This is a genomic window from Paraburkholderia kururiensis, assembly GCF_034424375.1.
In the GTDB taxonomy this organism is placed as follows: domain Bacteria; phylum Pseudomonadota; class Gammaproteobacteria; order Burkholderiales; family Burkholderiaceae; genus Paraburkholderia; species Paraburkholderia kururiensis_A.
In genome coordinates, this window is record NZ_CP139965.1 from 129,524 (window position 1) to 155,155 (window position 25,632).

Sequence of the window (25,632 nt, forward strand, 5' to 3'; positions counted from 1 at the left end):
TGCGCTCGCTTGCATTCAGGCCGGCACGCCGGGCTCGAGACCCATCGCCCATGCACGCACGCCGGGAAAGACTGCCGGCTCCACGGCCGCAACAGGCGCGCGCACCGCGTCCAGCGTCTCGCCGTCGTCGCCCCACGGCGCCGGAATGCGCACCTGCTGCCACACGGGGTTGTGAATCGCCCGGTCGATCTCGTGCACGAGTTCCACCATCCCCTCATATGCGCCGTACGGGTGATGCCGCTCCTGGTTGATGTCGAGCCACGGCATGCGCGCCTTCAGCGCGACGAACTGCGAGCGCCCGCCCGACAGCATGATGTCGGCCTTCGCATCGCGCAGCATGGTGTACATCTCGCGCGGCGTCATGTCGTCGATCATGTGGGCGTCGTCGCCCATGATCTGCTTGATCTTCTCCTTGTCCTCTTTCGTGCTCTTCTTGATGCTCGTGCCCACAATCTCCAGTCCCGCTTCCTGCAACGCGGCGACCACCGACCACGACTTCACGCCGCCGGTAATGAGCAGCACGCGTTTGCCCTGCAACCGCTCGCGATAACGCGCAATACGTGCCCAGGCCCGCGCCTCTTCCGCTGCGATCAGGCGTTCCGTGCGTTCGAGCAGGTCTTCCGGCGCGCCCTGCTGCACCAGCAGCTTCGCGATCTGCCGCAACGTATCGCTCATGTCGCCGATGCCGTAAAACGAGCCCTCGAAATACGGTATGCCGTAGCGCTGCTGCATCTTCGTCGCGATGTTGATCATCGACTTCGAGCAGACCATCATGTTGACCTTCGCGCGATGCGAGCCGGCAATCTCGTTGTAGCGCCCGTCGCCCGAGATGCACGAGAGAATGCGAATGCCCAGCGCGTCGAGCAGCGGCCTGGTCTGCCACAGTTCGCCCGAGAGGTTGTATTCGCCGATGATGTTGATGTCGTACGGCGTCGTGTATTCCGGCTCGCGTGTGCCGATCACGTAATCCAGCAGCGCCTCGCCCCCCAGCTTGTTGCCCAGGTTCTTCGGCCCCGCGAAGCCCGGTGAATTGACGGGAATGACGGGCTTGCCGAACTTCTCGGACGCCCGCTTGCACACCGCTTCGATGTCGTCGCCAATCAGCGCCGTCACGCAGGTCTGATAGACGAACACGGCAGGCGGATCGTATTTCTCGATGATCTCGCGCACGCTTCTGAAGAGCCGCTTCTCGCCGCCGTAGACCACGTCGAGTTCGTTGATGTCTGTCGTGAAGCCCGTGCGATAGAGCGTGGACCCCGACGATGCCGCATGGCGGTTGTCCCACGAATTGCCTTCGCAGGCGATGGGGCCATGCACGAGATGCGCGACGTCCACCACGGGCTGCAATGCGATCTTCGCGCCGTCGAACGCGCAACCGCCCGCGGCCGCGCCAGGCGAAAGTTGCTTCGTGCAGCCCTTCTTGCGCTCCTTTTCGCTTTTGCCCTGGTTCTTGTCGCAACCGGGCTCGTCGAAGACTTCGGCGATCTTGGCCTTGAGCGAAGCGGACATGACGGGCTCCTGACGATGTGGGGTCGATCGAAACTGGCAAGTTCCGTACCACGGGTTGACTGCCAGCAACGCGCGCTACGGCCGTGCTTGCGGCGCGCGAAGTGCGCGCCGATTGTCGTCATCGAAACGCGGATTGGCGGGATTGAAGGAATTGCGACATGAGGCGACTACTCCGCCCCCTCTGCCGCGCTCTTCGCCCACACCGCGACGCGAATGCGCTGCGTAATGCCGGCCGGGCTCGCGTCGAACTCGCGTTGCGAGGCGGCCATCGCGCCCTGCGCAATGGCCGCTTCGGCATGGTTCAACGGCAACCGTCCCGCCACGTGCGTAGCGTCCGGCACGTTGCGCGCAATCGCCTGCCGGTTCGGATGCTCGAGAACGGGCACCAGATGGTCGGCTTCGCGCACGCCCGCGAGGCAGACCCAGCCGTCGACCACCTCGACCTTGCGGCCGTCCAGCGTGACCTTGACGAGTACCGGGTCTGCCATGGCCGCCCCCTTCAGCGAATGATGTCGTAGCTGTAGTCGGTCTTCGCGGGCACGATGGTGTTCGCATCGAGCGTCTCGAAGAACTCGTCCAGCAGCATCACGAGCACGCGCAGCGCGCCGTCGTAGCCCCACGTCGGATAGCGGTGGTAGTGATGGCGATCGAAGATCGGAAACACCATGCGGATGAGCGGCGTCTTCGTATCGCGCTCCAGATACTTGCCGTAGGTGTTGCCGATCAGGAAGTCCACCGGTTCCGTGTACAGCAGCGAACGCATGTGCCACAGGTCGCGCTTCGGGTACACCTTGCAGCCTGCGCCGTAAGGCGAGGCATCGAAGAGCGCCTGCACTTTCGCGGCCCAGTCGTCGTTGCCGTTGGTCGCCAGCACGTGCGCCGGTTCGGCGCCCAGTTCCAGCAGGAACTGCGTGTAGCCGAGCATCTGGTCCGGGTCGCCGTACAGCGCGAAACGCTTGCCGTGCAGGTGCGCCTGGCTGTCGGCCATCGCATCCACCAGTTGGCCGCGCTCCTTTTCGAGCTGTGCGGGAATGGGCTTGCCCGTCACGCGCGAAATTTCCATCAGGAAGCGGTCCGTGCCCGCCACGCCAACAGGCGCGTTCAGCACCACGACTTCCTGGCCGTGTTCCGCGATGAACTTCGTGGTCTTCTCGCAGCAGTATTCCTGGAACACGAAGGTAGCCTTCGCGTGCAGCGCGCGCTCCACTTCTTCCTTCGTGGTGCCGCCTTCGTACATGCGGAACTCGCCGTCGGTGGGCGTATTCCACGTGTCGGACGGGTCGCAGATCACGTTCACCGTCACACCGAACAGATCGAAGATGCGGCGAATTTCCTTCATGTTGCCCACGACGAAGCCGTCGAAGCCGCCGATGAAGTTCACGCTCTCGTCGGGCACGCGCACGAGCGGCGCGGTGGTCCCTGCCTTGCCGTCCCAGAAGTGCTTGAGGATGCCGAGCAGCGCGTTGTCGTAGCCCGTCACGTGGCTGCCCACGAAGGCCGGCGTGTGCGCGAACGGCACGTCGTAGTCTTCCGGCACGCTGCCCTTCTGCTTGCTGTTCTTGATGAACGCGTCGAGGTCGTCGCCGATCACCTCCGCCATGCACGTGGTCGACACGGCGATCATCTCGGGCTTGTAGAGGTTGTACGCGTTCGCGAGGCCGTCGATCATGTTGTTGAGGCCGCCGAACACCGCCGCGTCTTCGGTCATCGAAGAACTCACGCACGACGTGGGTTCCTTGAAGTGACGCGAGAAGTGCGAGCGGTAGTACGCCACGCAGCCCTGCGAGCCGTGCACGAACGACAGCGTCTTGTGAAAGCCGTTCGCCACGTACACGGCGCCGAGCGGCTGGCACGCCTTGGCGGGGTTCACCGTGAGCGAATCGCGGGCGAAGTTCTTCTGTTTGTAGTCTTCGGTCTTGGTCCATTCGACGATCTGCTTGACCGTCTCGTCGGGATGGTTGAACTCGAAGTTCTCTTTCTTGGTCCGGAAGATTTCCTGATACTCCGGCTCGCGGAACAGCAGCTCGTGATCGAGAATCCTGTCGGCGGATTGGGGCATGACGTCACTCCTGAATCGGTATCGATGAGGTCGGCGACCGAAGCGGCGGCCTCGCCGGCCGCCGACCGCTTGCGCCTGAAAACTGCTGTTTTATGCCGCGTTTTTCCAGGGCGCCTTCGCAAGACCCCATACGGGGCTCGAAATCGCCATGTCCATGTCGCGCGCGAAGATCGCGAAACCGTCGTAGCCGTGGTACGGGCCCGAGTAGTCCCAGCTGTGCATCTGGCGGAACGGCACGCCCATCTTCTGGAACACGTACTTTTCCTTGATGCCCGAGCCCACCAGGTCCGGCTGCACCTGCTCGACGAACTTCTCGAACTCGTAGCCCGTCACGTCGTCGTAAATCAGCGTGCCGTCTTTCACGTAGTGCGTGGTGCGCTGATAGTCGTCGTTGTGGCCGAACTCATAACCGGTGCCCACCACGTCCATGCCGAGGTCTTCATACGCGCCGATCACGTGGCGCGGACGCAGCCCGCCCACGAACAGCATCACCTTCTTGCCCTGCAGGCGCGGCTTGAACTTCGCGATCACGGCGTCCACGAGCGGGCGGTACTTCGCGATCACGCGTTCCGCGTTGGCCTTGATGGTGTCGTCGAAGTGGCTCGCAATCTCGCGCAGGCTCTTCTCGATCATCGAAGGCCCGAAGAAGTTGTATTCCACCCAGGGAATGCCGTACTTCTCTTCCATGTGCCGGCTGATGTAGTTCATCGACCGGTAGCAGTGCAGCACGTTGAGCTTGGCCTTCGGCGTGTTCTCCAGTTCCGCGATGGAGCCGTCGCCCGACCACTGCGCGATCACGCGCAGGCCGATTTCTTCCAGCAGGATGCGGCTCGACCACGCATCGCCGCCAATGTTGTAGTCGCCGATGATCGCCACGTCGTACGGCGTGGATTCGAACTCGGGGCGCTTCGCGCCGTCGGTCTTGTCGAACACCCAGTCGCGAATGGCGTCGTTCGCCAGATGGTGGCCGAGCGACTGGCTCACGCCGCGAAAACCTTCGCAGCGCACGGGCACGATGGTGTGGCCCTCGTACTGCTTGCTCTTCTTCTTTGACACGGCCTCGATGTCGTCGCCGATGAGCCCGATCGGACATTCGCTCTGGATCGAGATGCCCTTGTTGAGCGGGAACAGCTCCTGAATTTCGTCGATGATCTTGTCGAGCTTCTTGTCGCCGCCGAACACGATGTCCTTCTCCTGGAAGTCGGACGTGAACTGCATGGTGACAAACGTATCGATGCCCGTGGTGCCGATGTAGTAGTTGCGGCGCGCGGCCCACGAGTACTGCCCGCAGCCCACGGGGCCGTGGCTGATGTGGATCATGTCCTTGATCGGCCCCCACACCACGCCCTTCGACCCCGCATAGGCGCAGCCGCGAATCGTCATCACGCCGGGCAGCGACTTGATGTTGGACTTCACGCCACAGTCGGGCTTGCCCTCTTCGAAGGTTCCCAAATGCTTGGCGCGCCGCTTGGCCATTTTCTCGGGATAGGCCTTTAGCACTTCGTCGATCAGGGCCTTGTTCGCGGCCTTGCGCTCTTCAACCGTGGCGGTCATGGAATGCTCCAGATGTGAGGATTGTGCGTCGCTGCGTGACGGCCCGCGCGCCGCATGCAACGCGCGGGCGGCCACCGCTTCCCGTTCAGGCGACCAGTTCGTCGGCTGTCTTGCCGACCTGCGATTCGTCGATCGCCTTCATGATGCCGTGCTCCATCAGCAGATCTTCGAGCTGATCCATCGTGATGGGCGTCGGGATCGTGCCGTTGCCGGCGTTGTTGTGAATCTTGCTCGCGAGCTGGCGATACTCGTTCGCCTGGTTCGAATCCGGCGCGAACTCGATCACCGTCATGCGGCGCAGTTCCGCGTGCTGCACGATGTTGTCGCGCGGCACGAAGTGAATGAGCCGCGAACCCAGCATGCCCGCGAGCGCTTCGGCCAGTTCCAGTTCCTTGTCGGTCTGGCGCTCGTTGCAGACGAGGCCGCCCAGGCGCACGCCGCCGCTGTTCGCATACTTGAGAATGCCCTTCGAGATGTTGTTGGCCGCATACATGGCCATCATCTCGCCCGACATCACGATGTAGATTTCCTGCGCCTTGTTCTCGCGAATGGGCATGGCGAAGCCGCCGCACACCACGTCGCCCAGCACGTCGTACGAGACGTAGTCCACGCCGTCGTACGCGCCGTTCTCTTCGAGGAAGTTGATCGACGTAATCACGCCGCGACCTGCGCAGCCCACGCCCGGCTCCGGACCGCCCGATTCCACGCAGCGAATGTCCTTGTAGCCGATCTTCATCACGTCATCGAGTTCGAGGTCTTCCACCGAACCCGCTTCCGCGGCGAGCGACAGGATGGTGTCCTGCGCCTTCGCGTGCAGGATCAGACGCGTCGAGTCGGCCTTCGGGTCGCAGCCGACGATGAGGATCTTCTGGCCGAGGTCGGTGAGCGCCGCGAGCGTGTTCTGCGACGTGGTGGATTTGCCGATGCCACCTTTGCCATAAAAGGCGATTTGCCGAAGTTGAGACATTCACGTTCTCCAGTTCAGGAATAGGTTGAAACGAGGGGTGCGTACCAAAGCGAAAAGCAGAGCTGCAAAGCAGACTGCAAAGCCGCGACCAGGTCCTCAGCCGGTGGTGTCCGTATGGTCTTCTTCTCTCGATTCACGCATGGGCCGGAGTGTGTCCGCGGACGGCTCCAGTGCAGCTTCCGTGCCATCTTTCGCGCGAGCGGTCGAAAAACGCCGGAACCCCCGCAATAGCGGGGCTTCGCGTCCGGTCTGCGCATTCGCGCGGTGCGGTCGCCGTGCGTGCGAGGCGACAGCGGCGCTGTCGGCTTCCCGACAAAAGCGTGGGCGTTTCGTCGCAAACAACACCGTGTGCGAAGGCTCTCGTGCATGCGTTCATGCGTGAGCGGTGTGTTTTGTCGCTGGTACGGTTGTTGCACCGCAGCCGGCCATGAACCCGCTCACCGTTCCTGTTGTGGATGCCAGCCACGCTTCAGCCAGCCACGCTTCGCCGCCTTTCGAAGCGATAGGCGGCGAAGCCGCGGTCACGCGCATCGTGGATGCGTTCTACCGGCAGATGGACACGCGGCCCGACGCGCGCGGCATTCGCGCGATGCACGGCCCCGACCTCGCGCCTGTGAAGGCCGTGCTCGTGCGGTATCTCTGCGAATGGTTGGGCGGGCCGAAGCGCTATTCGGAAGAACGCGGCCACCCGCGGCTTCGCATGCGTCACGCCGCGTTTCCCATCGGCGCGGCCGAACGCGATGCATGGCTTGCGTGCATGCGCGCCGCGCTCGACGAAACCGGCACGGACGCCGCGCTGCGCGACAAGCTGATGCTCGCGTTCTTCAAGATCGCGGACTGGATGCGCAACAACGGCAACTGAATTCGAACGTGGTGCCGACGAAGTACGAAACAAAACCAAGCGGCGTTCTGCCATGCAGTCGCCCCCTGTAGCTCCATAGCCCTGTAGCCAAGGAACCTGTCATGACCGACACGCTCATCCGCAAGGAACTCGACAACACCGCCCTCGCCCGTCTGGAACAGGAAGGCCGCCTGCTGAACCCGGTCTTCAAGGGGCTCACGAACACGTTCGGCCGCGTCGGCTTTCGCGGCGAACTCGCACTGCGGTTCGCACCGAAGCTCGCGGACGAGGCTCGCCCGCCCGAGCTTTCGTGCGAGCAGGTCATGGCCGTCGCGAGAACCGGCGAGCCGCAACTGCCCTTCTTCGCCGGCTGGCTGCTGAGCTTCGAGCATCTGAAAGACGTGGCGGAAGTGCTGGGCGACGCATTGTCCGCAGGCGGCAAGTACTTTCTGTTCTGCGACAACATCGACCTCAGCAAACGCTACCAGGTGCCGTACAAGGGCGCGATGTTCTATGTGCTGCCCATTCTCGAATCCACGGTCTACAACGAGATGCTCGAACTGCTCTACCTCGAGAAGAACGACCTGAAGAAGAAGGACACGGCCGGCAAGCTCGACGCCATTGCCGATGCGGCGCTTCGCTTCGACGTGACGTTCGACACGATCACCTACGCCGAAGGCCTCGAATTGATGGGCCCCGTGCGCGACCCCAGCGAAAACCGTCCCGTCTGACGTCCCCAACCCGACAGAACCCCGAGCCGGAGCGCGCTCATGTCACTGCACACCGACACCGTTCCCGTCGTGCGCGAAAGCGCCAGCCGCCGCGTTGCGTCCGCCGTCGACGCGGGCACGCAACACAGCGTGCCCGCAGCGCTTGCGACGTGGCTTGCCCACCACGACTTCCCCGACCTCCGTTCACGCAGCCACGAAGGCGTTACGCCGTTGATGCTGGCGTCGCTGCATGGCGAAGACGACGTGGTGGCCGCGCTGCTCGAAGCGGGCGTGCCCGTCGATGCGCTCGACGACGAGGGCAACCACGCGCTCTGGTACGCGTGCCTCGCGGGCGCACCCGCGACGATCCTGCGGCTCGTGGAAGCGGGCATCGAGATCGACCACGCGAACGACAGCGACATCACCTGCCTCATGCAGGCGGCGGCGAGCGGCCGCGTCGAAGTGATGCAACTGCTGCTCTCGCTCGGCGCAAGCGAAGGGCTCTATGCGCCGGACGGCCGCAACGCATTCGACATGGCCGCCGACCGCGGCTTCGAACTGCTGCGCACGGCACGCCGTCTGGGCGAAGAGAAGCACGGCGGGTTGCGGCCCGCTATCGGGGCGGATCGGTTGCGGTTCGTTTCAGACAAGGCCGCCTGAGCCGCACATCACCGCCGCCACACGAGGAGCGACGCACATGGCGCACGTCACGTTCTACGAGAAGCCCGGCTGCGGCGGCAATGCGAAGCAGCAGGCGCTGCTCGCGGCCGCCGGTCACACGCTGGAGGTCCGCAATCTGCTGCGCTGGCCGTGGACGCCCCGCACGCTGCTCGCGTTTCTCGAACCGCTGCCGGTGCCCGAGTGGTTCAACCGCGCGGCACCGGACATCAAGGCGGGCCGCATCGTCCCCGAGTCGCTCAACGCCGGCAACGCCCTCGCGTTGCTGCTGGCGCATCCGCTGCTGATTCGCCGGCCGCTGATGGAGGTGGGCGACACGCGCATGGTGGGGTTCGACACGGCGCGCGTGCATGCATGGATAGGACTTGGAAACGAAGCCGCCATCGCCGGCAAGCCGCTGTCTCTGGAAGGCTGCGCCGCCGCGACGAGCGGATGCGATGCCGCATCTCATTGAACAGGAGTCTTGAAATGCCGCTTTACGACTATTGCTGCCGCGACTGCCAGTTGCAGTTCGAAACGTTGGTGCGCGCCGGCAGTGCGCCCGTCTGCCCGCGTTGCGGCAGCGCCGCGCTCGACAAGCAGGTCAGCGCGCCGGTGCCGCCGGGCAAGAGCAAGGCGATCATCGCGTCGGCCCGCCGCCAGGCTGCACGCGAAGGGCATATGAGCCACTACTCGGCCGCCGAACGCAACAAGGTGTTGCGTCAGAACTAGGTCTCACCTTAGCTCGCTTAAATCGCTTAGATCGTCATCCGAAACAATGCGCCCTGGCGCTGACGATGCACGCGTAGCCACAGCAGCGTGGCGGGCACGAGCGACTCGCACGCGAACCACAGCGCGTCCTCGTGCTCCGCGCCGGGCGGCAACGCGAGGCGCGCACGCATGCGCTGCCAGCCGATCCAGTCGATCTCGGGCATCGCCTCACAGACCGGTTCGCTGAGCCCCAGCGCACCATCCGCGAGACGCAGCAACTGACGGTGCACCTCCGTGCGCGTGAGCCGCGAGCGCATCAGCTCGTCGCGCCCGAGCCCTTCGGCAAGCGTCAGCACCACGACGCCCGCCTGCTCGACGATGGAGAGCCGGGCGCTGTCTTCGATTGCGCGCGCTCCGTTCATGGCGCCGCAACGCTCAAACAAAGCTGAGCAGTTCGACCGTCACGGCTTCGTCGCCCAGCACGGCCTGACAGGCGAGGCGCGACTTCGAGCCCACGCCCACAATCGTGTCGAGCTTCTCGTTCTCCGTGCGCTGAATTTTCGACAGGCTCTTGCGCCCTTCCTGCACGAACAGGTGGCACGATCCGCATTCGGCTTTGCCGTCGCATTTGTGCGCGATGTTTTCGCCTGCATCGCGCAGTGCCTGCAGCAGCGTGGTGCCGGCCGTCACGTCGTAGGTCTTGCCCGAAGGCAGTACGGTCAGAGTCGTCATGATGTGATGTGTGAACGTGGAGAAGTGGAAGGTAATAAAACGCGCCGGCTCAGGCCGCCAGCGCGGGTTGCAGCGCGCTCACCAGTTCGCCGGCGAACGTGGCGAGCGGCATCGCGATGCGCGTGATCTGCTGCTCGGCGAGAAACCGCGCCTCCATACGCGTGGGCTCGTCGGGCAACACGGCCCAGTGCGTGGCGGAGGACCGCTTCATGATCTGCCGCGCGAAACTGCGCGCCAGCTGGTCGTCGAAGCGGCAGCCCAGAAACAGGAAGCTGCGTCCGCTGCGCCATGTCTGCACCGCGGGCGGAATGGGCGTCTGAATGTCGATCTCGGTCAACACCTCGACATAGTCGCTGTCCGACACAAGATAGTTACCCGCGGGCGCGTGCGAGCCGATGGGCTTGTAGAGCAGCGCGCCGGCCGCCGGCACGTCTTCGAGCGGTGCGCCCGCTGCATCGTAGGCACCGAACCACTGGCCGAAGTGTTCCGCCTGCGAAAGCCCCTGCACCTGCGCCCACTGGCCAGCAGGCCGCGCATCGGCCAGCGCGGTGGCGAACGTGTCGTCGTACCAGCAGTCCACGTACAGCCCCGCGCCGCTCGCGGCGAGCGCGCGGTGCAGCGCCGAAGGCACCGGCGTGGCGCCGAACGCCTCGTTCATGAGACTCACCACCGTCTTGCGATGCTTGAAGTTCTCGATGAACTGCGCGGCCTGCGTGAGCCGGTTGCGGATCTTGTGGGGCACGGCAACGCGCGCGGTCATGATCTGCGCGAGCGCCCCGGACGTCGTGGGCACGCGCACGTCGTCGCACAGCGCGAGCATGCCGGGCCCCAGATACGGCACCACGTTGCCGTCTTCGATCTGGCGGGCAATGTGGTCGATTGAAACGGGAAGACTCATGAATGCGGTCCCTCAGAGGTAAATGGCGGCACCCGCGCCCACGTTCGTCGCGGTGTCCTTCAACGTCTTCACGATGTAGCGCACCTGGTCGGCGTCGAGCTGCGTGTGCAGCGGCAGGGCGAGCGCGCGGTCGCCGATGCGTTCGGTGTCGGGCAACGTGCCGCGCTTGCGGCCAATCGCGTCGCCCGAATTCATGTAGTGGAACTGCTCGTGCAGCGGATGGCTGTATGCCGCCGTTTCGATGCCGCACGCTTTCATGTCGTCGATCATCTGTGCACGCGCACTCTGCGTGAAGCGCTTGCCGAGGTGCACGACGTAGAGCATCCAGTGCACTTCCTCCACGTCTTCCGCGAGATACGGCGGCTTGATGCCTTCGAAGCTCTGCATCGCTTCGTGATACCAGGCTTCCACCTGCTTGCGCCGCGCGAGCCGTTCGTCGAGCCCCGCGAGTTGCGCGAGGCCGAGTGCAGCCGTCAGTTCGCTCATGCCGGCCTGCAACGGCACACGCGACCCCACCGAGACCGACCCGCGGTCCGCCACGCGCCGTTGGCGCAGGTAGCGCAGTTCGTGCGCGAGGCGTTCGTCGTCGGTGACGAGCATGCCGCCTTCGCCGGTGCACAGCGCCGACGGTGAGGAGAAATCGAACACCGATACGTCGCCGAACGTGCCGACGTTGCGGCCCATGTAGCGCGACCCGAGTGCCTCGGTGCTGTCTTCGATCAGCGTCAGGCCATGCGTGCCGGCGAGTTCGCGCAACGGTCCCCACGCCGCGGGATGCCCGTTCGTGTTGCCGGCCAGAATGGCGCGCGTGCGCGGGCCAATCTTCTGCTGCGCCTTCGCCGCGCTCAGGCAGCCGCTCCAGTAGTCGATCTCCGCGAACACGGGTGTGGCGCCCGCAAGCGTGATGGCCTGCGCCACCTGGTGCCACGTGTGCGACGCGCAGATCACCTCGTCGCCCTGGCCCAGGCCCAGCGCGCGCAACGCGATCCAGGTGCCCAGCGTGCCGCTCGCTACGCCGACTGCATGCGCGCGGCCGCACCAGCCGGCAAACGCGGTTTCGAACGATTCGAGCAGCGGGCCGTCGCTCCAGCGCGACGACTGCAACACCGCGTTGACGAGTTCGATCTCGCGCGCGCCGCACTCGGGCTCGCTGAGCGCAATTTCATCGAGTTCCATGCGCTGCTCCATCTTCGGCAAAGATCACCATGTTGGCTTCGGCGGCCTCGCGCGTAACGGAGACGCACATGCCGTTCGACATCGCGAAATACGCGCGGCGTGTGCCGCATTCCAGTGCCGGCGTTTCGTCGCGCATGTCCGCGGCGGCCACGCGCAGCGTGCGCACCGCGGGGTAGCGCTCGCGCCAGCTCGCGGCCGCATCGAACAGTGTGGGCGCGGTGCGCAACACGTCGGCAATCGCCTGCACCTGGTTCGTGTCGAGCGCCATCTCAGTCCTCTACGTCGGCGAGGCGCCGCGCTTCCACCGTAATGGGCAGCGTGGTGTCGGCGGCCATCTCGGGCAATTCGAGCCGCCAGCCGTTTGCGAGCGTGACGAGGCCGCCCCACATCTGCGGGCTTGCCATCGAAACGATGGGCTCCTCGAGGTCCTTCTTGGGCACGTAGGCGGTCAACGCGCCCTTGCTGTCCTTGCGGATCATGACTTTCACGACGGAAGCTCCTGGGTTCGGGGGAAGTTCATGCGGCGTGCGCCGTGGTGCCTTGAAGCGACGGCGCAAGCAGCGGCGGCAACGCCGCCAGCACGTATTCGATATCGCGCGCGGTCGTGGTGTCGCCGAGCGAGAGGCGCACGGCGGCCAACGCCTCGTCGCGCGACACGCCCATCGCGGTCAGCACGTGCGACGGCTCGCTGCCGCCCGACGAACACGCGGCACCCGACGATGCGCACACACCCAGCTGATCGAGCCGCTGAAGCACGACATCGGCAGATAACGCGCCGAAACGCAGATAACTGGTCGACGCGACGCGCGGCGCAGCGGCAGAAAACACGTGCACGCCGGGCAAGGCTTCCTGTAGCCCACGTTCGAACGCATCGCGCAATTGCGCCACGCGGGCGGCCTTCGCCTCGACGTCGCCCAATGCGTCGAGCGCGGCCGCGAAACCGGCAATGGCCGGCAGATTTTCGGTGCCGCCGCGGCGGCGACGCTCCTGGCTGCCCTGCATCTGCGGCAGCAACGTCACGCGCTCGCGCAACAGCAATGCGCCGATGCCCTTGGGCCCGCCGATCTTGTGCGCCGACAGCGAAACGGCATCGGCGCCGAAGGTGGCGAAATCGAACGGCACCTTGCCGACGAACTGCGTCGCGTCCACGTGCATGCGGGCGCCCGCGGCCCGCGCGAGCGCGTACACCTTCTGCACGGGCATCAGCACGCCGGTCTCGTTGTTCGCGGCCATCAGCGAAACGAGCGCCACGTCGGGGCCGAGCAAACGCGCTGCGTGGTCCACGTCGAGCGTGCCGTCCGCCTGCACGCCGATGAAGTCCACGGGCACGCCCTGCGCCATCAGCGCTCGCGCAAGCGCCAGGTGCCCCGCATGCTCGACGGCGCTGAACACGATGCGGCGGCGGCCCGTGCCCTGCGCCGCCGCGTGAAGGCCCAGCACCGCAAGATGATTCGCCTCGGTCGCGCCGCTCGTGAAGATCACTTCGGCGGGCTTGCAGCCCAGCGCGCCCGCCACGCGCGAGCGCGCCGCGCCGAGCGCGCGCTTCGCCTGCTGCCCCTGCCGATGCTGCGACGACGCGTTGCCCCACACGTCCGTCATCGTGGCCAGCATGGCCTGCACGACGCCCGGCGTGGGCGGCGTGGTCGCGTTGTGGTCGAGGTAGATCATGGCGGGCTCCGTCGGTCGCGCGGCTGCGTTAGATGAAACGTCCGGGTGCAAGGCCGCGCTTCATGGCCAGAACACGCGCGCGGCATCCACGCAGAGGATGTCGAGCAGTGCCGTGAGGTCGAGGCTCGCGCATTGCTCGGTCCATTCGTGCAGCACGTGATCGCGCGCGTGCAGATGCCACATGCCGTTCGCGTCGTGCGTGAGCCACGCGATGTCGATCACGCCGCCGTCGCGGTCCACGTTGCGCGAACAGCACGGGCTCTCGATGCGATAGCCGCCCGCCTCGTGTGCCACACGCGGACGCACATACCGATACCGCGCGCGGTGGCGCAACGCACGCTCGATCTGGTGTTGCGTGAAGTCGGCCACCGGGCCGCTCTCGGGCCATAGGCGATGCGGCGCCTGCGTGCCTCGGCCGCTTCGCGTCGTACGCGCGATCATGGGCTCACCTCGTCTTCGGGTTGCAGTCCTGCGGGCGCGGGCGCGATCTCGTCTTCCGTGCAGCCCACTACCTGCCTGCCGAATTCGACCAGGTACACCGGTTCGCCGCTCTCCACCACGCGCCCCACGTTGACGATCTCGCCTAGCGTGCCCGCTGCCACGAGGCACTCGTCCTGCGCGCGGTCGGGGTAGCTGCCGTCGTTGCAGAGGTCGTCCAGTGCGACCACGCGCATGCCCCACGCGTAGGCGGGCTCGGTCAGTACGGTGCTCATCGCGCGCAGCCCTCCGCTTCGTCTGTTTCGTGTGTTGCCGCGTGCTCACCGGCGGCCGCGCCACGGCCCAGATCGGCAAGCGCTCCTGCGCGCGCGCCGAGTCGTTCGAGCACGTCGTCGGGCAGGTTGTCGAGCGTGCACAGTTCTTTCGCGCGCATGCCGACGCGGTGACCGCTTTCCACGAAGTCCACCGCGTAGATGTAGAACTGCTGCAGGAACGTGTTGATGCGCGTGACGTAGCCGATATCGCCCTTGTTCACCAGCACGTCGCCGATGTCCTTGCCCGTGTAGGTGCCGTCGTTGCGGACCACCGTTCGCGCGATCACGCGCTCGCCGAACGTGAAGCGCGGCGGAAAGGCAATCTCGATGGCGTCGTCGTCGCGGTTGATGTCAGCCATGGTGGGCTCCTTGCCATGCTCGCGGGTGAAGCCGTTCGTCGTCCTTGCCGGCCACCGCGACAGAGAGCGTTTCGATACGCTGCCGCGCAACCGCGCGCACCTCCTCGTCGGGGTCGGCCAAGAGCGGCGTCAAGGTATGCGGCTGCGCGCGTTGCGCGGCTTCCCAGCGCACGCGCCAGTCCGCGTCGTCGAAGAGTCGCGTGACGAGCGCGGCAGGCAAGCGCGCAGCCACGATGCGGCGCACCTCGGGTTCGGTGTCGTCGGCCATGCGCAGCAGCGCGGGCATCTCGATACGTTCGGCCACGCGCATTCTCACTACGCGGTCGGGGTCGTTCGCCATCAGCGGCAGCAGCGCGTGAGGCAAGCGCCGTGCGACCCACTCGCGCACGCCGTAGTCCGGGTCCGTGCGCAGATGCGCGAGCGCCTCGGGCGCGAGCCGCTGCGCGACGCGAATGCGAACTTCGCGATGCGGGTCGCCCGCCATGCGCGCAAGTTGCGCCTGCGGCAAACGCACTGCAATTTGCAGGCGCACGGTTTCGTCGGGATCGTCGATCAAGGCGGGCAGACGGAACACGTCCGCGTGGCGCGCCGCGATGGCGCGCACTTCGAAATAGGGATGTTCGAGATGCGCGTTGCCTAGTTCGGAATGCCAACGAAAGAAGCGGTCGATGCGGCGCGCGTAGGCGTCCTGCATGCAGGCATGGCCGGGCTCGCAACCGGCTTCGCCGGAGAGCGCACGCAATGCCTGGTGCGGGCAGGCGGCGCAGTTCACCGGCCCGCCCTGCCAGTGGCGCGGCGGAATGTCTGCGGAGGGGGCGCGTCGCGTGTTCATGGTTGTGCCGCCCAGCCGCGTGCGGGATACGCGCGCAACGCCGCGAAGCCGTCGGGCTGCGCATCAGCGTCTGCCTCTTCTTCGTGGCGCGTCAGCACGTGCAGCAGCAGCGCGCTGCCCACCTGATCGTCGGGGTCGAGGCGTCGCAGTTCGGCAAGCCGCGCACGTGCCGCATCCAGTTCGCCAAGCCGCATGTGCAGATACGCGAGCCCCTTCAACGTGAACAGATAGAAGCGCACGGCGGCGTCGTAGCGCACAGCGTCGTGCGACGGCGGTTCGGCATCGAACCGCGTGCCGAGCGCCGCGCGCGCAACGGCGAGCGCCGCCTCTCCCACGTTGCGTGCCTCGGCCAGCCGATGCCCATAGAAGTGGAAGCGATACAGCGCAATGAGCGGCACCGGATGACCGGGCGCCATCGCGCGAGCACGTTCGAGCCGCGCCAACGCCTCGTCGGGACGGTCGCGCAGCCGGCCCGCTTCGGCCACGAGCTGCTCGGCTTCGGGCGCGAGCCCGCCGCCCAGCGCGGACTGCGCGAAGCTTGCCATCGCGTCGTCCAGAGCGTGGCCTTCGAACGTGAGAGGCTGCGTCATGGCGTGGGCCCGCTTCAGGACGCCTGCGGCGGCAACGGCGGGCGTCCGCGCCCGATGGCGCCCACGTCGATGCGCGCGACACCGGGCTCGCTCGCGCCCGTGCTGCTGCACGCACACGGCGCCTGGTTCCGGCTCACGAACGTGAGGCCCGACTGCGTCGGCGTATCGACGAAGTCGATGGTTACGCCGTCCAGCAGCAGGCGGCTTTCCGCGGGCAGGAAGAGCAGCAGGCCGCCCACCTCCAGCGCCTCCTCGCCCTCTTTGAGCGCCGCCTCGGCGCTGAACTCGGCCTGATAGCCGGAGCAGCCGCCGGGGCTCACGAGCAGGCGAAAGCCGGCGCCTGCGGGCAAGCCCGAAAAGCGCACGATGCGGCGCATGAACTTCTCCGCGGCGGGAGTGACGGTAACGTGGGGCAGCATGGTGCGGGGGGTCTCCAGTTGAGGCAGTCGAGCGGTCAGGCAGTTGCGCGGCGCGTGCCGGCGCTCACGCCTGGACGATGCAGCCGTCCACGGGGCACACGGCGACGCACTGCGGGCTGTCGAAATGGCCGTCGCACTCCGTGCACTTCTTCGGGTCGATGGTGAACACGCCGCCTTTCTCGCTGATTGCGACGTTGGGGCACTCCGGCTCGCATGCCGAGCAGCCGGTGCAGGTGGAGCCGATGATCTTCAGGGCCATGGGGACACTCCTTTGAATGGTGATCTGTGTGACTGATGCCGAACGGGCCGCGTGTCATACGGCCCGCTCGTGTGGTCCGCTTATGCGCTTGTGAATGCTTGCCGCTACGCCGCCGCCCCCGCGGCCGAGCCCGTGAAAGCGCCCTGCCGGATGGCCGCGTCGCCGCGGTCTTCGTGCACAATCGCGCCGCTCGCGATGCGTTCGCGGTAGCCGTTGAACCACGCGAGCGCGGCTTTTTCGATGAACTCGCCCACGTACTCGTCCACGGGTTCGATGCCCGCCTGAGCAAGTTCGTCGCGCGGGCAAGCACCGATCTTCGCGACCAGCACCGCATGGCAGTCGTTGATGGCGCGCACCACGGAGGGCAGTTGTTCGTCGTCGCCGTAGCCGCCCTGGCAGTACAGGTCCACGCGGCGATGACCCACGAACAGCGCCTCCGTTGCGCTCACCTCGAAGATCTGGAATTCGGTCACGTGGCCGAAGTGCTCGTTCACGCGTCCGCCGCCTTTGGTGGCCACGGCGACCAGCACCTTGAGGTCGTCGGCTACGTCGATGGCCTGCGCGGCGGCCAGCGCTTCCTGCTTCGCCGCGTGCTGCGCCTCGCGCTCCGCTTCCACGCGGCTCTGGTATTCACGGCGACGGTCGAGGTCGTACACCACTTCCATCTGTTCGATCTTGTCGAGCGTGAACTCTTCGCTGCGGTCTTCGCCGAGCAGGCCCACCGCGTCCGCGCGGCACTGGCGGCAGTGGCGCATGAGATTCGCGCCGCCCATGCAGGCGTCCTGCACGGCTTTCAGTTCCTGCGCCGTCGGGCCGCGCTGGCCTGTGAGGCCGAAGTGCGTGCCGTGCTCCGCTTCGGAAATGAGCGGCATGATGTTGTGCAGGAACGCGCCGCGCTTTTTCACTTCGCGGTTCACGTCGATCAGATGCGTGTCGTTGATGCCGGGAATCAGCACGGAGTTGATCTTCGTGAGCACGCCGCGCGCGGTGAGCATCTCGAGTCCCTTCATCTGCCGCTCGTGCAGAATCTGCGCGGCTTCGTAACCGGTCACGCGCCGGTGGTCCCAGAAGATCCACGGGTAGATCTTCGCGCCCACGGCCGGGTCCACCATGTTGATGGTGATGGTGACGTGGTCGATGTTGTACTGGCAGATCTCGTCCACGAGGTCCGGCAGGGCGAGGCCGTTCGTGGAAAGGCAAAGCTTGATGTCCGGCGCCTGCTCCTGGAGCATGCGGAACGTGTCGAAGGTCTTCTTCGGATTCGCCAGCGAATCGCCGGGGCCCGCAATGCCGAGCACGGTCATCTGCGGAATTTCGCTGGCGACGGCAACCACCTTCTTCACGGCCTGCTCGGGCGTGAGCTTCTGCGACACGACGCCGGGCCGCGATTCGTTCGAGCAGTCGTATTTACGGTTGCAGTAGTTGCACTGGATGTTGCACGCGGGCGCGACGGCCACATGCATGCGTGCGTAGTGGTGATGCGCTTCTTCGGAATAGCAGGGATGGTTCTTCACCTTCTCCCATATTTCGGCGGGCATGTCGTCGGGGCCGCCCGACGAACCGCAGCTCGCCTTGCCCTCGCCGCCCTGCGAACCGCAACCGCCGCCGGCAGCGGGCACATCGATGGTCGAGCCGAGCGGCTTGATCTGCCCGATGCCGATATAGGCGGCAGCGGGCAGCGTGCTGGCATTCGCGCGATCTTGCATGGATATCTCCTCGCAACCGTGGGTGGCTACGCGAGGAGATAAAAGCCAGATCCATGCCATTCACGCAGGGCCCGCGAAATCGCGGATGTGGCTTACATGCGTGCGTTTTGTCGTGTGTTTTGTGATGGGTTTGTCGGGCCTCGACGTCACGCAAACCAACAAGGCCCCGCGTTTCTGTCGCTGTTGCGACAAAGCGCACAACGACGCGTCGTGCTCGGCGCAGTGCTAGAACCGCCGCACTTCGATGCCGTACTTGTGCAGCGCGTAGCCGATCTGCCGCGGCGTGATTCTGAGCAGACGTGCGGCCTTCGCCTGCACCCAGCCGCAACGCTCCATGGCCCAGATGAGCCGCTCGCGTTCGCCTTCGGGTTTGCCTTCGTCGCTGTCTGCGGGGCGGCACGCGCCGGCGTCCGCCGCGACGTCGTCGGCGAAATCGTCGGGCAACGCATACGGCACATCGCTTTCGGGGGCGCCTGTTCCCGCATCGCGCGTGGGCGTGCCGGGAATCTCGCGAATCGGAATGTCCGCAAGACGCGCGGGCCGTACCGCGTCTTCGCGCTCGATGTGATGCAGCACGCGCGTGAGGCACTGGTCTTCCTGGCAGAGAAACGCGAGACGGTCGATCACGTCGCTATGCGTCATGGTCGCCGTGCGCTCCACGCAGTTCTCCAGTTCGCGCACGTTGCCAGGCCAGTAGCAGCTCGTCAGCACGCGCATGGCGTCGGGACTGAAACGCAGCTCGCGGCCGTTGTCGCGATTGAAGCGGTCCAGAAAGTACTGCGCCATTTCCGGAATGTCTTCGCGGCGTTCGCGCAGCGGCGGCAACTGGATGCTCACCACGTTAATGCGGTAATAGAGGTCGGCGCGGAACTCGCCCTCCTTCACCATGCGCTCCAGATTGCGGTTCGTCGCGAGAATGAGGCGCACGTCCACCTTCACGGGCGCCGACCCGCCCACGCGCTCGAACTCGCGTTCCTGCAGCACGCGCAGCAGCTTCGCCTGGAACGAGGGCGAGATGTCGCCGATCTCGTCGAGAAACAGCGTGCCGCCGTGCGCCAGTTCGAAGCGCCCTTTGCGCTGCCCCTGCGCGCCCGTGAAGGCGCCCTTCTCGTGGCCGAACAGTTCGCTTTCGAGCAGCGATTCCGTGAGCGCCGCGCAGTTCACTGAAACGAACGCCTGCTCGCCGCGCGGCGAGAGCCGATGAATGGCGCGCGCGATCACTTCCTTGCCGGTGCCGCTCTCGCCACGCAGCAGCACCGTGGTGCGCGCAGGCGCGACCTGGTGAACCTGCTCGAAGATGCGGCGCATGGGCTCCGAAACGCCCACCACCTGATCGAGCGGCTGAAACGGGCGAATGGCCTTCTGCATGCGGCGCACTTCTTCCTGCATGCGGTCGTGCGCGGCGCTCACGCTGCGATGAAGCAGCAGCGCCTGGCCCATCAGCGTGGAGACGATCTTCATGAGATGCAGGTCGCCCGCGAACATGCGCGTGCCGCCCGGGTTCATGCAGAACACGGCGAGCACGCCCAGCGTGCGGTGCTCCTGGCGCAAAGGCGTAGCGAGCAGCGCGATGCGCGCGTCGCCGAACTCGCCGGGCACGCCCGCGCTGCCGGTGCGATCGAGAAACACGGGTTCGTCGCGCACGTCCGGCACCACCGCGGGCAGCCCGCTCTTGTAGACGCGCCCCACAATGCCTTCGCCCGGATGAAAGCGAATGCGCTGATGCTCGTCGCTGGAAAGCCCCGCACTGCACAGCCCGCGCAGCTGCCCGCCGGGTTCCGCAACCACGACGAACGCACGCCGCCACTCCAGCGCGTGAAGGAGGTACTGCAGCGACGTGCGGAACGTCTGCGCCACGTCGAGAGACGACACCAGCGTCTTGCTGACTTCATAGACCGCGTCAAGCTCGCGACGGGCCTCGCCTGCACCTGCGTTCTGCATGAATGCCTCCGCTCGTGCTGTGGCCCGGTCGAGGCGCCACGGCGCAACAACAGCACGATCCGCCATCAAAGCAAGATTCAGCCCAAGACGGACCAGCGCCGACGCCAGGCCGCCTCGCGAAGCAGCCCGACAAAGCCGACATGGAGCCGACAAACCGGACAAGCCTGCACCGCGATTTGGCCCGGGCAACGTACAAAAAAAACATTGCGTGCCGAGGAAATAACAATACCCGTCAAAAAAAACCGTGGCATGGATGTTGCAAATTTTGGCGGCCTGATGTGATCCGCGCCGCCGGATCGACCCGCCCCGATGCGCCCGATGTCCCCAACAAGGGAGTTCGCCATGCCGGACCTTGCCCGTGACCCTGAACGCCGCGCCCAGCCCGTCTATCTGGACTACGCGGCCACCACGCCCGTGGACCCGCGCGTCGCGCGCCGCATGCTGCCCTATATGACGCAGCTGTTCGGCAACCCGGCGAGCCGCTCGCACGCCTACGGCTGGGCCGCCGACGAAGCCGTGGAACTGGCGCGCGAACAGGTGGCGAGCCTCGTGAACGCGGACCCGCGCGAGATCGTCTGGACCTCGGGCGCGACGGAATCGAACAACCTCGCGCTGAAGGGCGCCGCGCACTTCTACCGCTCGCGCGGCAACCACCTGGTGACGGTCGCCACGGAGCACAAGGCCGTGCTCGACACGCTGCGCGAACTGGAACGCGAAGGGTTCGAGGTCACGGTGCTGCCCGTGCAGCCCGACGGCCGCGTGGACCCGGCCGCGTTCGAGGCCGCACTGAAACCGGGCACCGTGCTGGCGTCGGCCATGCTGGTCAACAACGAAACGGGCGCCATGCACGACGTCGCCGCGCTCGGCGCCCTGTGCCGCAGCCGCGGCGTGCTGTTCCACGTCGACGCGGCGCAGGCCGCGGGCAAGGTGCCCATCGACCTCGACACGCTGCCGGTGGACCTCATGTCGCTTTCCGCGCACAAGATGTACGGCCCGAAAGGCATCGGCGCGCTCTATGTGCGCCGCAAGCCGCGCGTGCGCCTCCAAGCGCAGATGCACGGCGGCGGCCACGAACGCGGCATGCGCTCCGGCACGCTGCCCACGCACCAGATCGTGGGCATGGGCGAAGCGTTCTGGCTTGCGCGCGAGAGCATGCAGGCCGACACCGAACGCATCCGCGCGCTGCGCGACCGGCTCTGGGCCGGTCTCTGCGCCATCGACGCCGTGTGCCTCAACGGCGACCTCGCGCACTGCGCGCCGCATTACCTGAACGTGAGCTTTCGCTACGTGGAGGGCGAATCGCTGCTGATGGGCATCAAGGACATCGCGGTGTCGTCGGGCTCCGCGTGCACGTCGGCGAGCCTGGAACCCAGCTACGTGCTGCGCGCGATGGGGCGCGAAGACGAACTCGCGCACAGTTCCATCCGCTTTTCGCTGGGCCGCTTCACGACGGAAGAAGAAATCGATTTCGCCATTGCCCAGGTGACTCAGGTGGTGGGCCGCCTGCGCGAGATGAGCCCGCTGTGGGACATGGCGCGCGCGGGCGTGGACCTGGCTTCTATTCAGTGGGCGGCGCATTGAGGCTCTCAGTGCATTGAGGCACCGAGCGCGTTCCACCCATTCCGCATTCCGCAGTTCTCCACGAGGAGCATGCGATGGCTTACAGCAACGAGGTTCTGGACCACTACGAAAACCCGCGCAACGTCGGGTCCTTCGCCAAAGACGACAGCGCCGTGGGCACCGGCATGGTGGGCGCGCCGGCCTGCGGCGACGTGATGCGGCTGCAGATTCGCGTGAACCGCGACGGCGTGATCGAAGACGCGCGCTTCAAGACGTACGGCTGCGGCTCGGCCATCGCGTCGAGTTCGCTCGTGACCGAATGGGTGAAGGGCAAGACGCTCGACGAGGCCATGACCATTCGCAATACGCAGATCGCGGAGGCGCTCGCGCTGCCGCCCGTGAAGATTCACTGCTCGATCCTCGCCGAGGACGCCATCAAGGCCGCCGTCGCCGATTTCCGCGCGCGCCAGCACACGCAAGCGGATGAAGGCGACGGCCTCACCACCGAACAGCCGGTCTGCGCGTCCGGCGCCCAGTGAACGCGCTCATCTGAACGAGGACACCGCATCATGGAAACGCTGCAACCCGTGGCCGACGCGCCGCAATCCGCGCCCGCATTTCTCGACTTCACCACGCGCGCCGCCGCGAAGGTCGCCTCGCTGATCGAAGAGGAAGGCAACCCGCAACTGAAGCTGCGGCTGTATGTGTCGGGCGGCGGCTGCTCGGGCTTTCAGTACGGCTTCTCGTTCGACGACCAGGTGGCCGAAGACGACATGCAGGTCGTGACAGACGGCGTCACGCTGCTGATCGACGCCATGAGCCAGCAATATCTGCTCGGCGCGCGCGTGGACTACGAAGACGGGCTGGAAGGTTCGCGCTTCGTGATCCAGAACCCGAATGCGCAGAGCACCTGCGGCTGCGGCAGTTCGTTCTCCGTGTGAGTGAGGTCGCCATGTCCATTTCCCTGACCCCGGCCGCGGCGCGGCACGTCGAACGGTCGCTGCAAAAACGCGGCAGCGGCGTGGGGCTGCGCGTGGCCGTGAAAACGAGCGGCTGCTCGGGCTTCGCTTACGCGCTCGAATTCGTCGACACGCCGAATGCCGAAGACCAGTGTTTCGAGGCGTACGGCGTGACCATCGTAGTGGACCCGCGGAGCCTGCCGATGCTCGACGGCACCGAACTCGATTTCGTTCGCGAAGGGCTGAACGAAGGGTTCAAGTTCCACAACCCGAACGCGAAAGCCAGCTGCGGATGCGGAGAAAGCTTCGCGGTCTGACGCTTCGTTATCCGAACCGTTTCGAAGGACACGCTCATGGCCCTGCTGCAGATCGCCGAGCCCGGCCGCGCGGCCGCCCCGCATCAGCACCGGCTCGCAGCCGGCATCGACCTCGGCACGACGAACTCGCTCGTCGCCACGGTGCAAAGCGCGCTTGCGCGCGTGCTGCCCGATGCCGAAGGCGCGCTGCTGATGCCTTCCATCGTGCGCTATCTGCCTTCGGGCGCAATCGAAGTGGGACGTGAAGCGCAGGCGCACGTCACGGACGATCCGGCCAACACCATCGTCTCGGCCAAGCGCTTCATGGGGCGGCGCCTCGCCGACCTGCCCGATGCGGGCGCGCTGCCCTATCGCTTCGTCGACCGGCCCGGCATGGTGAACGTGGCCACCGTGGCGGGCGAGCGCTCGCCCGTCGAAGTGTCGGCCGAGATTCTGCGTGCGTTGCGCGAGCAGGCCGAAGCGTCGCTGGGCGGCGCCCTGACGGGCGTGGTCATCACCGTGCCCGCGTACTTCGACGACGCGCAGCGCCAGGCCACGAAAGACGCCGCGAAGCTCGCGGGCCTCACGGTGCTGCGGCTGATGAACGAGCCCACTGCGGCGGCCGTCGCGTATGGGCTCGACCGCGCGGCCGAAGGCACCTTCGCCGTCTACGACCTGGGCGGCGGCACGTTCGACATTTCGATTCTGCGGCTGTCGCAAGGCGTATTCGAAGTGCTTGCGACCGGCGGCGACTCCGCGCTGGGCGGCGACGACTTCGACCACGCCATCGCGCAGTGGCTCTGCGAAGCGCACGGCGTGGGCGGTGTCGCGTCGCTCGGGCCGCGCGATCAGCGTGCGGTGCTCGTTGCGGCGCGTGCGGCGAAAGAAGCGCTTTCGCAAATGGACGCCGTTGAGGCCGTGGCGAAAATGGCCGACGGCACGGTTTGGCAAAGCACCCTCTCCCGCACGGCGTTCGCCGCGCTAGGCACGCCGCTGATCGAACGCACGCTCGCCGCCACGCGTCGTGCGCTGCGCGACGCAAAGCTGCACATAACCGATATCGCCGGCGTGGTGCTGGTGGGCGGCTCGACGCGCATGCCGCTGGCCCGCGACGCGGTGCGCACATTCTTCGGCCGCGAGCCGCTTGCGGACATCGATCCCGATCAGGTGGTCGCGCTCGGCGCCGCGAAGCAGGCCGACGTGCTGGCCGGCAATGGCAACGGCGACGGCTGGTTGCTGCTCGACGTGTGCCCGCTGTCGCTCGGCATCGAAACGATGGGCGGCCTGGTCGAGAAGATCATTCCGCGCAATTCCACGCTGCCGCTCGCGCGTGCGCAGGAGTTCACGACGTTCAAGGACGGGCAGACCGCGATGTCGATTCACGTCGTGCAAGGCGAACGTGAAGGCGTGACGGACTGCCGCTCGCTCGCGCGCTTCGAGTTGCGCGGCATTCCGCCCGCGGTGGCGGGCGCCGCACGCATTCGCGTGACGTTCCAGATCGACGCCGACGGCCTGCTCGCCGTCACCGCGCGCGAACAGAGCACGGGCACCGAAGCGCACGTCGAAGTGAAGCCGTCGTACGGCCTGAGCGACGCCCAGGTGGCGGCCATGCTGAAAGAGGCCATTGAAACCTCGACCGACGACATGCAACTGCGCATGCTGCGCGAAGCACAGATCGACGCGCGACGCCTGCTGGATGCCACCGAAGCCGCGCTGGCCGACGACGCCGGCTTGCTCTCGGAAGCCGAACTCGCCGCCATCCGGCAAGCGGGCTTTCGCGTGGCCGACGCACTCGAAACCAGCGCGCCGATCGATACGCTCAAGGCGATGGCCGCCGTGCTGTCCGAGGCCACGGAGGAATTCGCCGCGCGCCGCATGAACGCATCGATTCGCGCCGCGCTGACCGGCCGCGAGCTCGACAGCCTCGCCTGATCGCATCGGTAAGCGACCATGCCGCGCGTTCAGGTGCTTCCCCATCCCGAGATATGCCCCGAAGGGCAGACGCTCGACATCAAACGCGGCGCGTCGCTGTGCGAGGGCCTCGTGCGATCCGGCATTGCGCTGGAACATGCCTGCGAAATGGTCGCGGCGTGCGCGACGTGCCACGTCTACGTTCGCGAAGGCGGCGCATCGCTCGCGCCGCCCGAAGACGACGAAAGCGATCAGCTCGATCACGCCTGGGGTCTCGACGCGCAATCGCGCCTTGCCTGCTGCGTGAAGCTGCGCGACGCGGATCTCGTCGTCGAACTGCCGCGCCACACGCGCAACCTCGCGCGCGAACGCTGAGCGCATTGCTGCACGCGCGCTGAGCCACACACGTACGACTCCCTCCCCCGGCTGTCTGAAACAGAACATTCGCGACACGGACAACGCGGGCGCAGACGGTCCGGATCGCGACAGATTGCGCGAAAAGCGCTTGCCTCAAGCCCTTTCCGCGTTGCTGGCCTCGCTGGCATAGCCCTTGCAATTCATGTCGC

32 protein-coding genes are annotated in these 25,632 nt (G+C 66.2%); 11 read left to right on the forward strand and 21 right to left on the reverse strand.

The genetic code is table 11. The features are described 5' to 3' along the window. Window positions 1-15: 15 nt before the first annotated feature. The 5 genes from nifE to nifH form a co-directional block, all read right to left on the reverse strand. Window positions 16-1,509, reverse strand: coding sequence for a nitrogenase iron-molybdenum cofactor biosynthesis protein NifE (nifE, locus tag U0042_RS00625; protein ID WP_114812200.1), 1,494 nt, complete (start codon window positions 1,507-1,509; stop codon window positions 16-18). 167 nt (window positions 1,510-1,676) lie between these two features. Continuing rightward, window positions 1,677-1,997 carry a hypothetical protein gene (locus tag U0042_RS00630; RefSeq protein ID WP_114812202.1) on the reverse strand — a complete coding sequence of 107 codons (321 nt, stop codon included), beginning with the start codon at window positions 1,995-1,997 and terminating at the stop codon, window positions 1,677-1,679. 11 nt (window positions 1,998-2,008) lie between these two features. Then, on the reverse strand, window positions 2,009-3,568 hold the full coding sequence (gene nifK, locus U0042_RS00635) for a nitrogenase molybdenum-iron protein subunit beta (protein ID WP_114812204.1): 1,560 nt from the start codon (window positions 3,566-3,568) through the stop codon (window positions 2,009-2,011). Between the two features lie 90 nt (window positions 3,569-3,658). Beyond that, window positions 3,659-5,122: a nitrogenase molybdenum-iron protein alpha chain gene (gene nifD, locus U0042_RS00640; RefSeq protein WP_114812206.1), complete on the reverse strand. Its 1,464-nt coding sequence runs from the start codon at window positions 5,120-5,122 to the stop codon at window positions 3,659-3,661. A gap of 85 nt (window positions 5,123-5,207) precedes the next feature. Next, window positions 5,208-6,089, reverse strand: coding sequence for a nitrogenase iron protein (gene nifH / locus U0042_RS00645; RefSeq protein ID WP_017773469.1), 882 nt, complete (start codon window positions 6,087-6,089; stop codon window positions 5,208-5,210). A gap of 427 nt (window positions 6,090-6,516) precedes the next feature. Here nifH and U0042_RS00650 point away from each other — a divergent pair, with 427 nt between their 5' ends. From U0042_RS00650 to U0042_RS00670, 5 genes are all read left to right on the forward strand, one after another. Beyond that, a complete protein-coding gene (locus U0042_RS00650) occupies window positions 6,517-6,951 on the forward strand; it encodes a group II truncated hemoglobin (RefSeq protein ID WP_198665353.1) in 435 nt (144 codons plus the stop codon). Window positions 6,952-7,052: 101 nt separating this feature from the next. Next, window positions 7,053-7,661 (forward strand): hypothetical protein, encoded by a 609-nt coding sequence (locus U0042_RS00655; RefSeq protein WP_114812208.1) that lies wholly within the window; start codon window positions 7,053-7,055, stop codon window positions 7,659-7,661. A gap of 39 nt (window positions 7,662-7,700) precedes the next feature. Continuing rightward, entirely contained in the window at window positions 7,701-8,300 is a 600-nt protein-coding gene (locus U0042_RS00660; RefSeq protein WP_114812210.1) for an ankyrin repeat domain-containing protein, read from the forward strand. Between the two features lie 37 nt (window positions 8,301-8,337). Beyond that, window positions 8,338-8,772 (forward strand): ArsC/Spx/MgsR family protein, encoded by a 435-nt coding sequence (locus U0042_RS00665; protein ID WP_114812212.1) that lies wholly within the window; start codon window positions 8,338-8,340, stop codon window positions 8,770-8,772. A gap of 14 nt (window positions 8,773-8,786) precedes the next feature. Then, window positions 8,787-9,029: an FmdB family zinc ribbon protein gene (locus U0042_RS00670; protein ID WP_114812214.1), complete on the forward strand. Its 243-nt coding sequence runs from the start codon at window positions 8,787-8,789 to the stop codon at window positions 9,027-9,029. Window positions 9,030-9,055: 26 nt separating this feature from the next. On the opposite strand, the gene U0042_RS00675 is transcribed toward U0042_RS00670, so the two are convergent. The 16 genes from U0042_RS00675 to nifA all read right to left on the reverse strand — a co-directional run bounded on the left by U0042_RS00675 (window position 9,056) and on the right by nifA (window position 20,340). Continuing rightward, complete coding sequence (locus U0042_RS00675) at window positions 9,056-9,430, reverse strand: hypothetical protein (RefSeq protein ID WP_114812216.1); 375 nt, start codon at window positions 9,428-9,430, stop codon at window positions 9,056-9,058. Between the two features lie 13 nt (window positions 9,431-9,443). Then, window positions 9,444-9,740, reverse strand: coding sequence for a 2Fe-2S iron-sulfur cluster-binding protein (locus U0042_RS00680; RefSeq protein ID WP_026121177.1), 297 nt, complete (start codon window positions 9,738-9,740; stop codon window positions 9,444-9,446). 49 nt (window positions 9,741-9,789) lie between these two features. Beyond that, window positions 9,790-10,638 (reverse strand): SIR2 family NAD-dependent protein deacylase, encoded by an 849-nt coding sequence (locus U0042_RS00685; protein ID WP_114812218.1) that lies wholly within the window; start codon window positions 10,636-10,638, stop codon window positions 9,790-9,792. A gap of 12 nt (window positions 10,639-10,650) precedes the next feature. Continuing rightward, window positions 10,651-11,814 carry a DegT/DnrJ/EryC1/StrS family aminotransferase gene (locus U0042_RS00690; RefSeq protein ID WP_114812220.1) on the reverse strand — a complete coding sequence of 388 codons (1,164 nt, stop codon included), beginning with the start codon at window positions 11,812-11,814 and terminating at the stop codon, window positions 10,651-10,653. Then, a complete protein-coding gene (locus tag U0042_RS00695) occupies window positions 11,801-12,082 on the reverse strand; it encodes a hypothetical protein (RefSeq protein WP_114812222.1) in 282 nt (93 codons plus the stop codon). The genes U0042_RS00690 and U0042_RS00695 overlap by 14 nt, the downstream gene beginning before the upstream one ends. A gap of 1 nt (window position 12,083) precedes the next feature. Further along, the gene (gene nifT, locus U0042_RS00700) at window positions 12,084-12,302 is read right to left on the reverse strand and encodes a putative nitrogen fixation protein NifT (protein WP_114812224.1); all 219 of its coding nucleotides are present in this window, start codon (window positions 12,300-12,302) and stop codon (window positions 12,084-12,086) included. Between the two features lie 28 nt (window positions 12,303-12,330). After that, window positions 12,331-13,482 carry a cysteine desulfurase family protein gene (locus U0042_RS00705; RefSeq protein ID WP_114812226.1) on the reverse strand — a complete coding sequence of 384 codons (1,152 nt, stop codon included), beginning with the start codon at window positions 13,480-13,482 and terminating at the stop codon, window positions 12,331-12,333. Window positions 13,483-13,542: 60 nt separating this feature from the next. Further along, the gene (locus U0042_RS00710) at window positions 13,543-13,923 is read right to left on the reverse strand and encodes a hypothetical protein (RefSeq protein ID WP_114812228.1); all 381 of its coding nucleotides are present in this window, start codon (window positions 13,921-13,923) and stop codon (window positions 13,543-13,545) included. Continuing rightward, window positions 13,920-14,195, reverse strand: coding sequence for a nitrogen fixation protein NifZ (locus U0042_RS00715; RefSeq protein WP_114812230.1), 276 nt, complete (start codon window positions 14,193-14,195; stop codon window positions 13,920-13,922). Before U0042_RS00715 ends, U0042_RS00710 begins: the two co-directional genes overlap by 4 nt. Then, entirely contained in the window at window positions 14,192-14,593 is a 402-nt protein-coding gene (locus tag U0042_RS00720; RefSeq protein WP_114812232.1) for a nitrogen fixation protein NifZ, read from the reverse strand. The genes U0042_RS00715 and U0042_RS00720 overlap by 4 nt, the downstream gene beginning before the upstream one ends. Further along, window positions 14,586-15,425: a 4Fe4S-binding leucine-rich repeat protein gene (locus tag U0042_RS00725; RefSeq protein WP_114812234.1), complete on the reverse strand. Its 840-nt coding sequence runs from the start codon at window positions 15,423-15,425 to the stop codon at window positions 14,586-14,588. The genes U0042_RS00720 and U0042_RS00725 overlap by 8 nt, the downstream gene beginning before the upstream one ends. After that, window positions 15,422-16,015, reverse strand: a complete 594-nt coding sequence (locus tag U0042_RS00730; RefSeq protein ID WP_114812236.1) for a hypothetical protein — start codon at window positions 16,013-16,015, stop codon at window positions 15,422-15,424. Before U0042_RS00730 ends, U0042_RS00725 begins: the two co-directional genes overlap by 4 nt. 14 nt (window positions 16,016-16,029) lie before the next feature. Beyond that, complete coding sequence (locus U0042_RS00735) at window positions 16,030-16,434, reverse strand: HesB/IscA family protein (protein WP_114812237.1); 405 nt, start codon at window positions 16,432-16,434, stop codon at window positions 16,030-16,032. 64 nt (window positions 16,435-16,498) lie between these two features. Beyond that, window positions 16,499-16,693: a 4Fe-4S binding protein gene (locus tag U0042_RS00740; RefSeq protein ID WP_017773450.1), complete on the reverse strand. Its 195-nt coding sequence runs from the start codon at window positions 16,691-16,693 to the stop codon at window positions 16,499-16,501. 104 nt (window positions 16,694-16,797) lie between these two features. Beyond that, window positions 16,798-18,399: a nitrogenase cofactor biosynthesis protein NifB gene (nifB, locus tag U0042_RS00745; protein ID WP_114812239.1), complete on the reverse strand. Its 1,602-nt coding sequence runs from the start codon at window positions 18,397-18,399 to the stop codon at window positions 16,798-16,800. 225 nt (window positions 18,400-18,624) lie between these two features. Continuing rightward, window positions 18,625-20,340 (reverse strand): nif-specific transcriptional activator NifA, encoded by a 1,716-nt coding sequence (gene nifA / locus U0042_RS00750; protein WP_114812241.1) that lies wholly within the window; start codon window positions 20,338-20,340, stop codon window positions 18,625-18,627. Window positions 20,341-20,682: 342 nt separating this feature from the next. On the opposite strand from nifA, the gene U0042_RS00755 reads away from it, so the two are divergent. The 6 genes from U0042_RS00755 (at window position 20,683) to U0042_RS00780 (ending at window position 25,441) form a co-directional block, all read left to right on the forward strand. Further along, window positions 20,683-21,921 carry an IscS subfamily cysteine desulfurase gene (locus tag U0042_RS00755; protein ID WP_114812243.1) on the forward strand — a complete coding sequence of 413 codons (1,239 nt, stop codon included), beginning with the start codon at window positions 20,683-20,685 and terminating at the stop codon, window positions 21,919-21,921. A 74-nt stretch (window positions 21,922-21,995) separates the two neighbouring features. After that, window positions 21,996-22,439: a Fe-S cluster assembly scaffold IscU gene (gene iscU / locus U0042_RS00760; protein ID WP_114812245.1), complete on the forward strand. Its 444-nt coding sequence runs from the start codon at window positions 21,996-21,998 to the stop codon at window positions 22,437-22,439. A gap of 30 nt (window positions 22,440-22,469) precedes the next feature. Further along, the gene (erpA, locus tag U0042_RS00765; protein ID WP_114812247.1) at window positions 22,470-22,841 is read left to right on the forward strand and encodes an iron-sulfur cluster insertion protein ErpA; all 372 of its coding nucleotides are present in this window, start codon (window positions 22,470-22,472) and stop codon (window positions 22,839-22,841) included. 11 nt (window positions 22,842-22,852) lie between these two features. Then, window positions 22,853-23,176, forward strand: a complete 324-nt coding sequence (gene iscA / locus U0042_RS00770) for an iron-sulfur cluster assembly protein IscA (protein WP_114812249.1) — start codon at window positions 22,853-22,855, stop codon at window positions 23,174-23,176. Between the two features lie 36 nt (window positions 23,177-23,212). Continuing rightward, window positions 23,213-25,087, forward strand: coding sequence for a Fe-S protein assembly chaperone HscA (gene hscA / locus U0042_RS00775; protein ID WP_114812251.1), 1,875 nt, complete (start codon window positions 23,213-23,215; stop codon window positions 25,085-25,087). Window positions 25,088-25,105: 18 nt separating this feature from the next. Next, window positions 25,106-25,441: a 2Fe-2S iron-sulfur cluster-binding protein gene (locus U0042_RS00780; protein WP_114812253.1), complete on the forward strand. Its 336-nt coding sequence runs from the start codon at window positions 25,106-25,108 to the stop codon at window positions 25,439-25,441. Window positions 25,442-25,632 lie beyond the last annotated feature (191 nt).

Excerpts from the sequence above, each read along its gene's own strand:
- nifE (WP_114812200.1), bottom strand. The coding sequence starts at position 1,509 with ATGTCCGCTTCGCTCAAGGCCAAGATCGCCGAAGTCTTCGACGAGCCC.
- U0042_RS00630 (WP_114812202.1), bottom strand. The coding sequence starts at position 1,997 with ATGGCAGACCCGGTACTCGTCAAGGTCACGCTGGACGGCCGCAAGGTC.
- nifK (WP_114812204.1), bottom strand. The coding sequence starts at position 3,568 with ATGCCCCAATCCGCCGACAGGATTCTCGATCACGAGCTGCTGTTCCGC.
- nifD (WP_114812206.1), bottom strand. The coding sequence starts at position 5,122 with ATGACCGCCACGGTTGAAGAGCGCAAGGCCGCGAACAAGGCCCTGATC.
- nifH (WP_017773469.1), bottom strand. The coding sequence starts at position 6,089 with ATGTCTCAACTTCGGCAAATCGCCTTTTATGGCAAAGGTGGCATCGGC.
- U0042_RS00650 (WP_198665353.1), top strand. The coding sequence starts at position 6,517 with ATGAACCCGCTCACCGTTCCTGTTGTGGATGCCAGCCACGCTTCAGCC.
- U0042_RS00655 (WP_114812208.1), top strand. The coding sequence starts at position 7,053 with ATGACCGACACGCTCATCCGCAAGGAACTCGACAACACCGCCCTCGCC.
- U0042_RS00660 (WP_114812210.1), top strand. The coding sequence starts at position 7,701 with ATGTCACTGCACACCGACACCGTTCCCGTCGTGCGCGAAAGCGCCAGC.
- U0042_RS00665 (WP_114812212.1), top strand. The coding sequence starts at position 8,338 with ATGGCGCACGTCACGTTCTACGAGAAGCCCGGCTGCGGCGGCAATGCG.
- U0042_RS00670 (WP_114812214.1), top strand. The coding sequence starts at position 8,787 with ATGCCGCTTTACGACTATTGCTGCCGCGACTGCCAGTTGCAGTTCGAA.
- U0042_RS00675 (WP_114812216.1), bottom strand. The coding sequence starts at position 9,430 with ATGAACGGAGCGCGCGCAATCGAAGACAGCGCCCGGCTCTCCATCGTC.
- U0042_RS00680 (WP_026121177.1), bottom strand. The coding sequence starts at position 9,740 with ATGACGACTCTGACCGTACTGCCTTCGGGCAAGACCTACGACGTGACG.
- U0042_RS00685 (WP_114812218.1), bottom strand. The coding sequence starts at position 10,638 with ATGAGTCTTCCCGTTTCAATCGACCACATTGCCCGCCAGATCGAAGAC.
- U0042_RS00690 (WP_114812220.1), bottom strand. The coding sequence starts at position 11,814 with ATGGAACTCGATGAAATTGCGCTCAGCGAGCCCGAGTGCGGCGCGCGC.
- U0042_RS00695 (WP_114812222.1), bottom strand. The coding sequence starts at position 12,082 with ATGGCGCTCGACACGAACCAGGTGCAGGCGATTGCCGACGTGTTGCGC.
- U0042_RS00705 (WP_114812226.1), bottom strand. The coding sequence starts at position 13,482 with ATGATCTACCTCGACCACAACGCGACCACGCCGCCCACGCCGGGCGTC.
- U0042_RS00710 (WP_114812228.1), bottom strand. The coding sequence starts at position 13,923 with ATGATCGCGCGTACGACGCGAAGCGGCCGAGGCACGCAGGCGCCGCAT.
- U0042_RS00715 (WP_114812230.1), bottom strand. The coding sequence starts at position 14,195 with ATGAGCACCGTACTGACCGAGCCCGCCTACGCGTGGGGCATGCGCGTG.
- U0042_RS00720 (WP_114812232.1), bottom strand. The coding sequence starts at position 14,593 with ATGGCTGACATCAACCGCGACGACGACGCCATCGAGATTGCCTTTCCG.
- U0042_RS00725 (WP_114812234.1), bottom strand. The coding sequence starts at position 15,425 with ATGAACACGCGACGCGCCCCCTCCGCAGACATTCCGCCGCGCCACTGG.
- U0042_RS00730 (WP_114812236.1), bottom strand. The coding sequence starts at position 16,015 with ATGACGCAGCCTCTCACGTTCGAAGGCCACGCTCTGGACGACGCGATG.
- U0042_RS00735 (WP_114812237.1), bottom strand. The coding sequence starts at position 16,434 with ATGCTGCCCCACGTTACCGTCACTCCCGCCGCGGAGAAGTTCATGCGC.
- U0042_RS00740 (WP_017773450.1), bottom strand. The coding sequence starts at position 16,693 with ATGGCCCTGAAGATCATCGGCTCCACCTGCACCGGCTGCTCGGCATGC.
- nifB (WP_114812239.1), bottom strand. The coding sequence starts at position 18,399 with ATGCAAGATCGCGCGAATGCCAGCACGCTGCCCGCTGCCGCCTATATC.
- nifA (WP_114812241.1), bottom strand. The coding sequence starts at position 20,340 with ATGCAGAACGCAGGTGCAGGCGAGGCCCGTCGCGAGCTTGACGCGGTC.
- U0042_RS00755 (WP_114812243.1), top strand. The coding sequence starts at position 20,683 with ATGCCGGACCTTGCCCGTGACCCTGAACGCCGCGCCCAGCCCGTCTAT.
- iscU (WP_114812245.1), top strand. The coding sequence starts at position 21,996 with ATGGCTTACAGCAACGAGGTTCTGGACCACTACGAAAACCCGCGCAAC.
- erpA (WP_114812247.1), top strand. The coding sequence starts at position 22,470 with ATGGAAACGCTGCAACCCGTGGCCGACGCGCCGCAATCCGCGCCCGCA.
- iscA (WP_114812249.1), top strand. The coding sequence starts at position 22,853 with ATGTCCATTTCCCTGACCCCGGCCGCGGCGCGGCACGTCGAACGGTCG.
- hscA (WP_114812251.1), top strand. The coding sequence starts at position 23,213 with ATGGCCCTGCTGCAGATCGCCGAGCCCGGCCGCGCGGCCGCCCCGCAT.
- U0042_RS00780 (WP_114812253.1), top strand. The coding sequence starts at position 25,106 with ATGCCGCGCGTTCAGGTGCTTCCCCATCCCGAGATATGCCCCGAAGGG.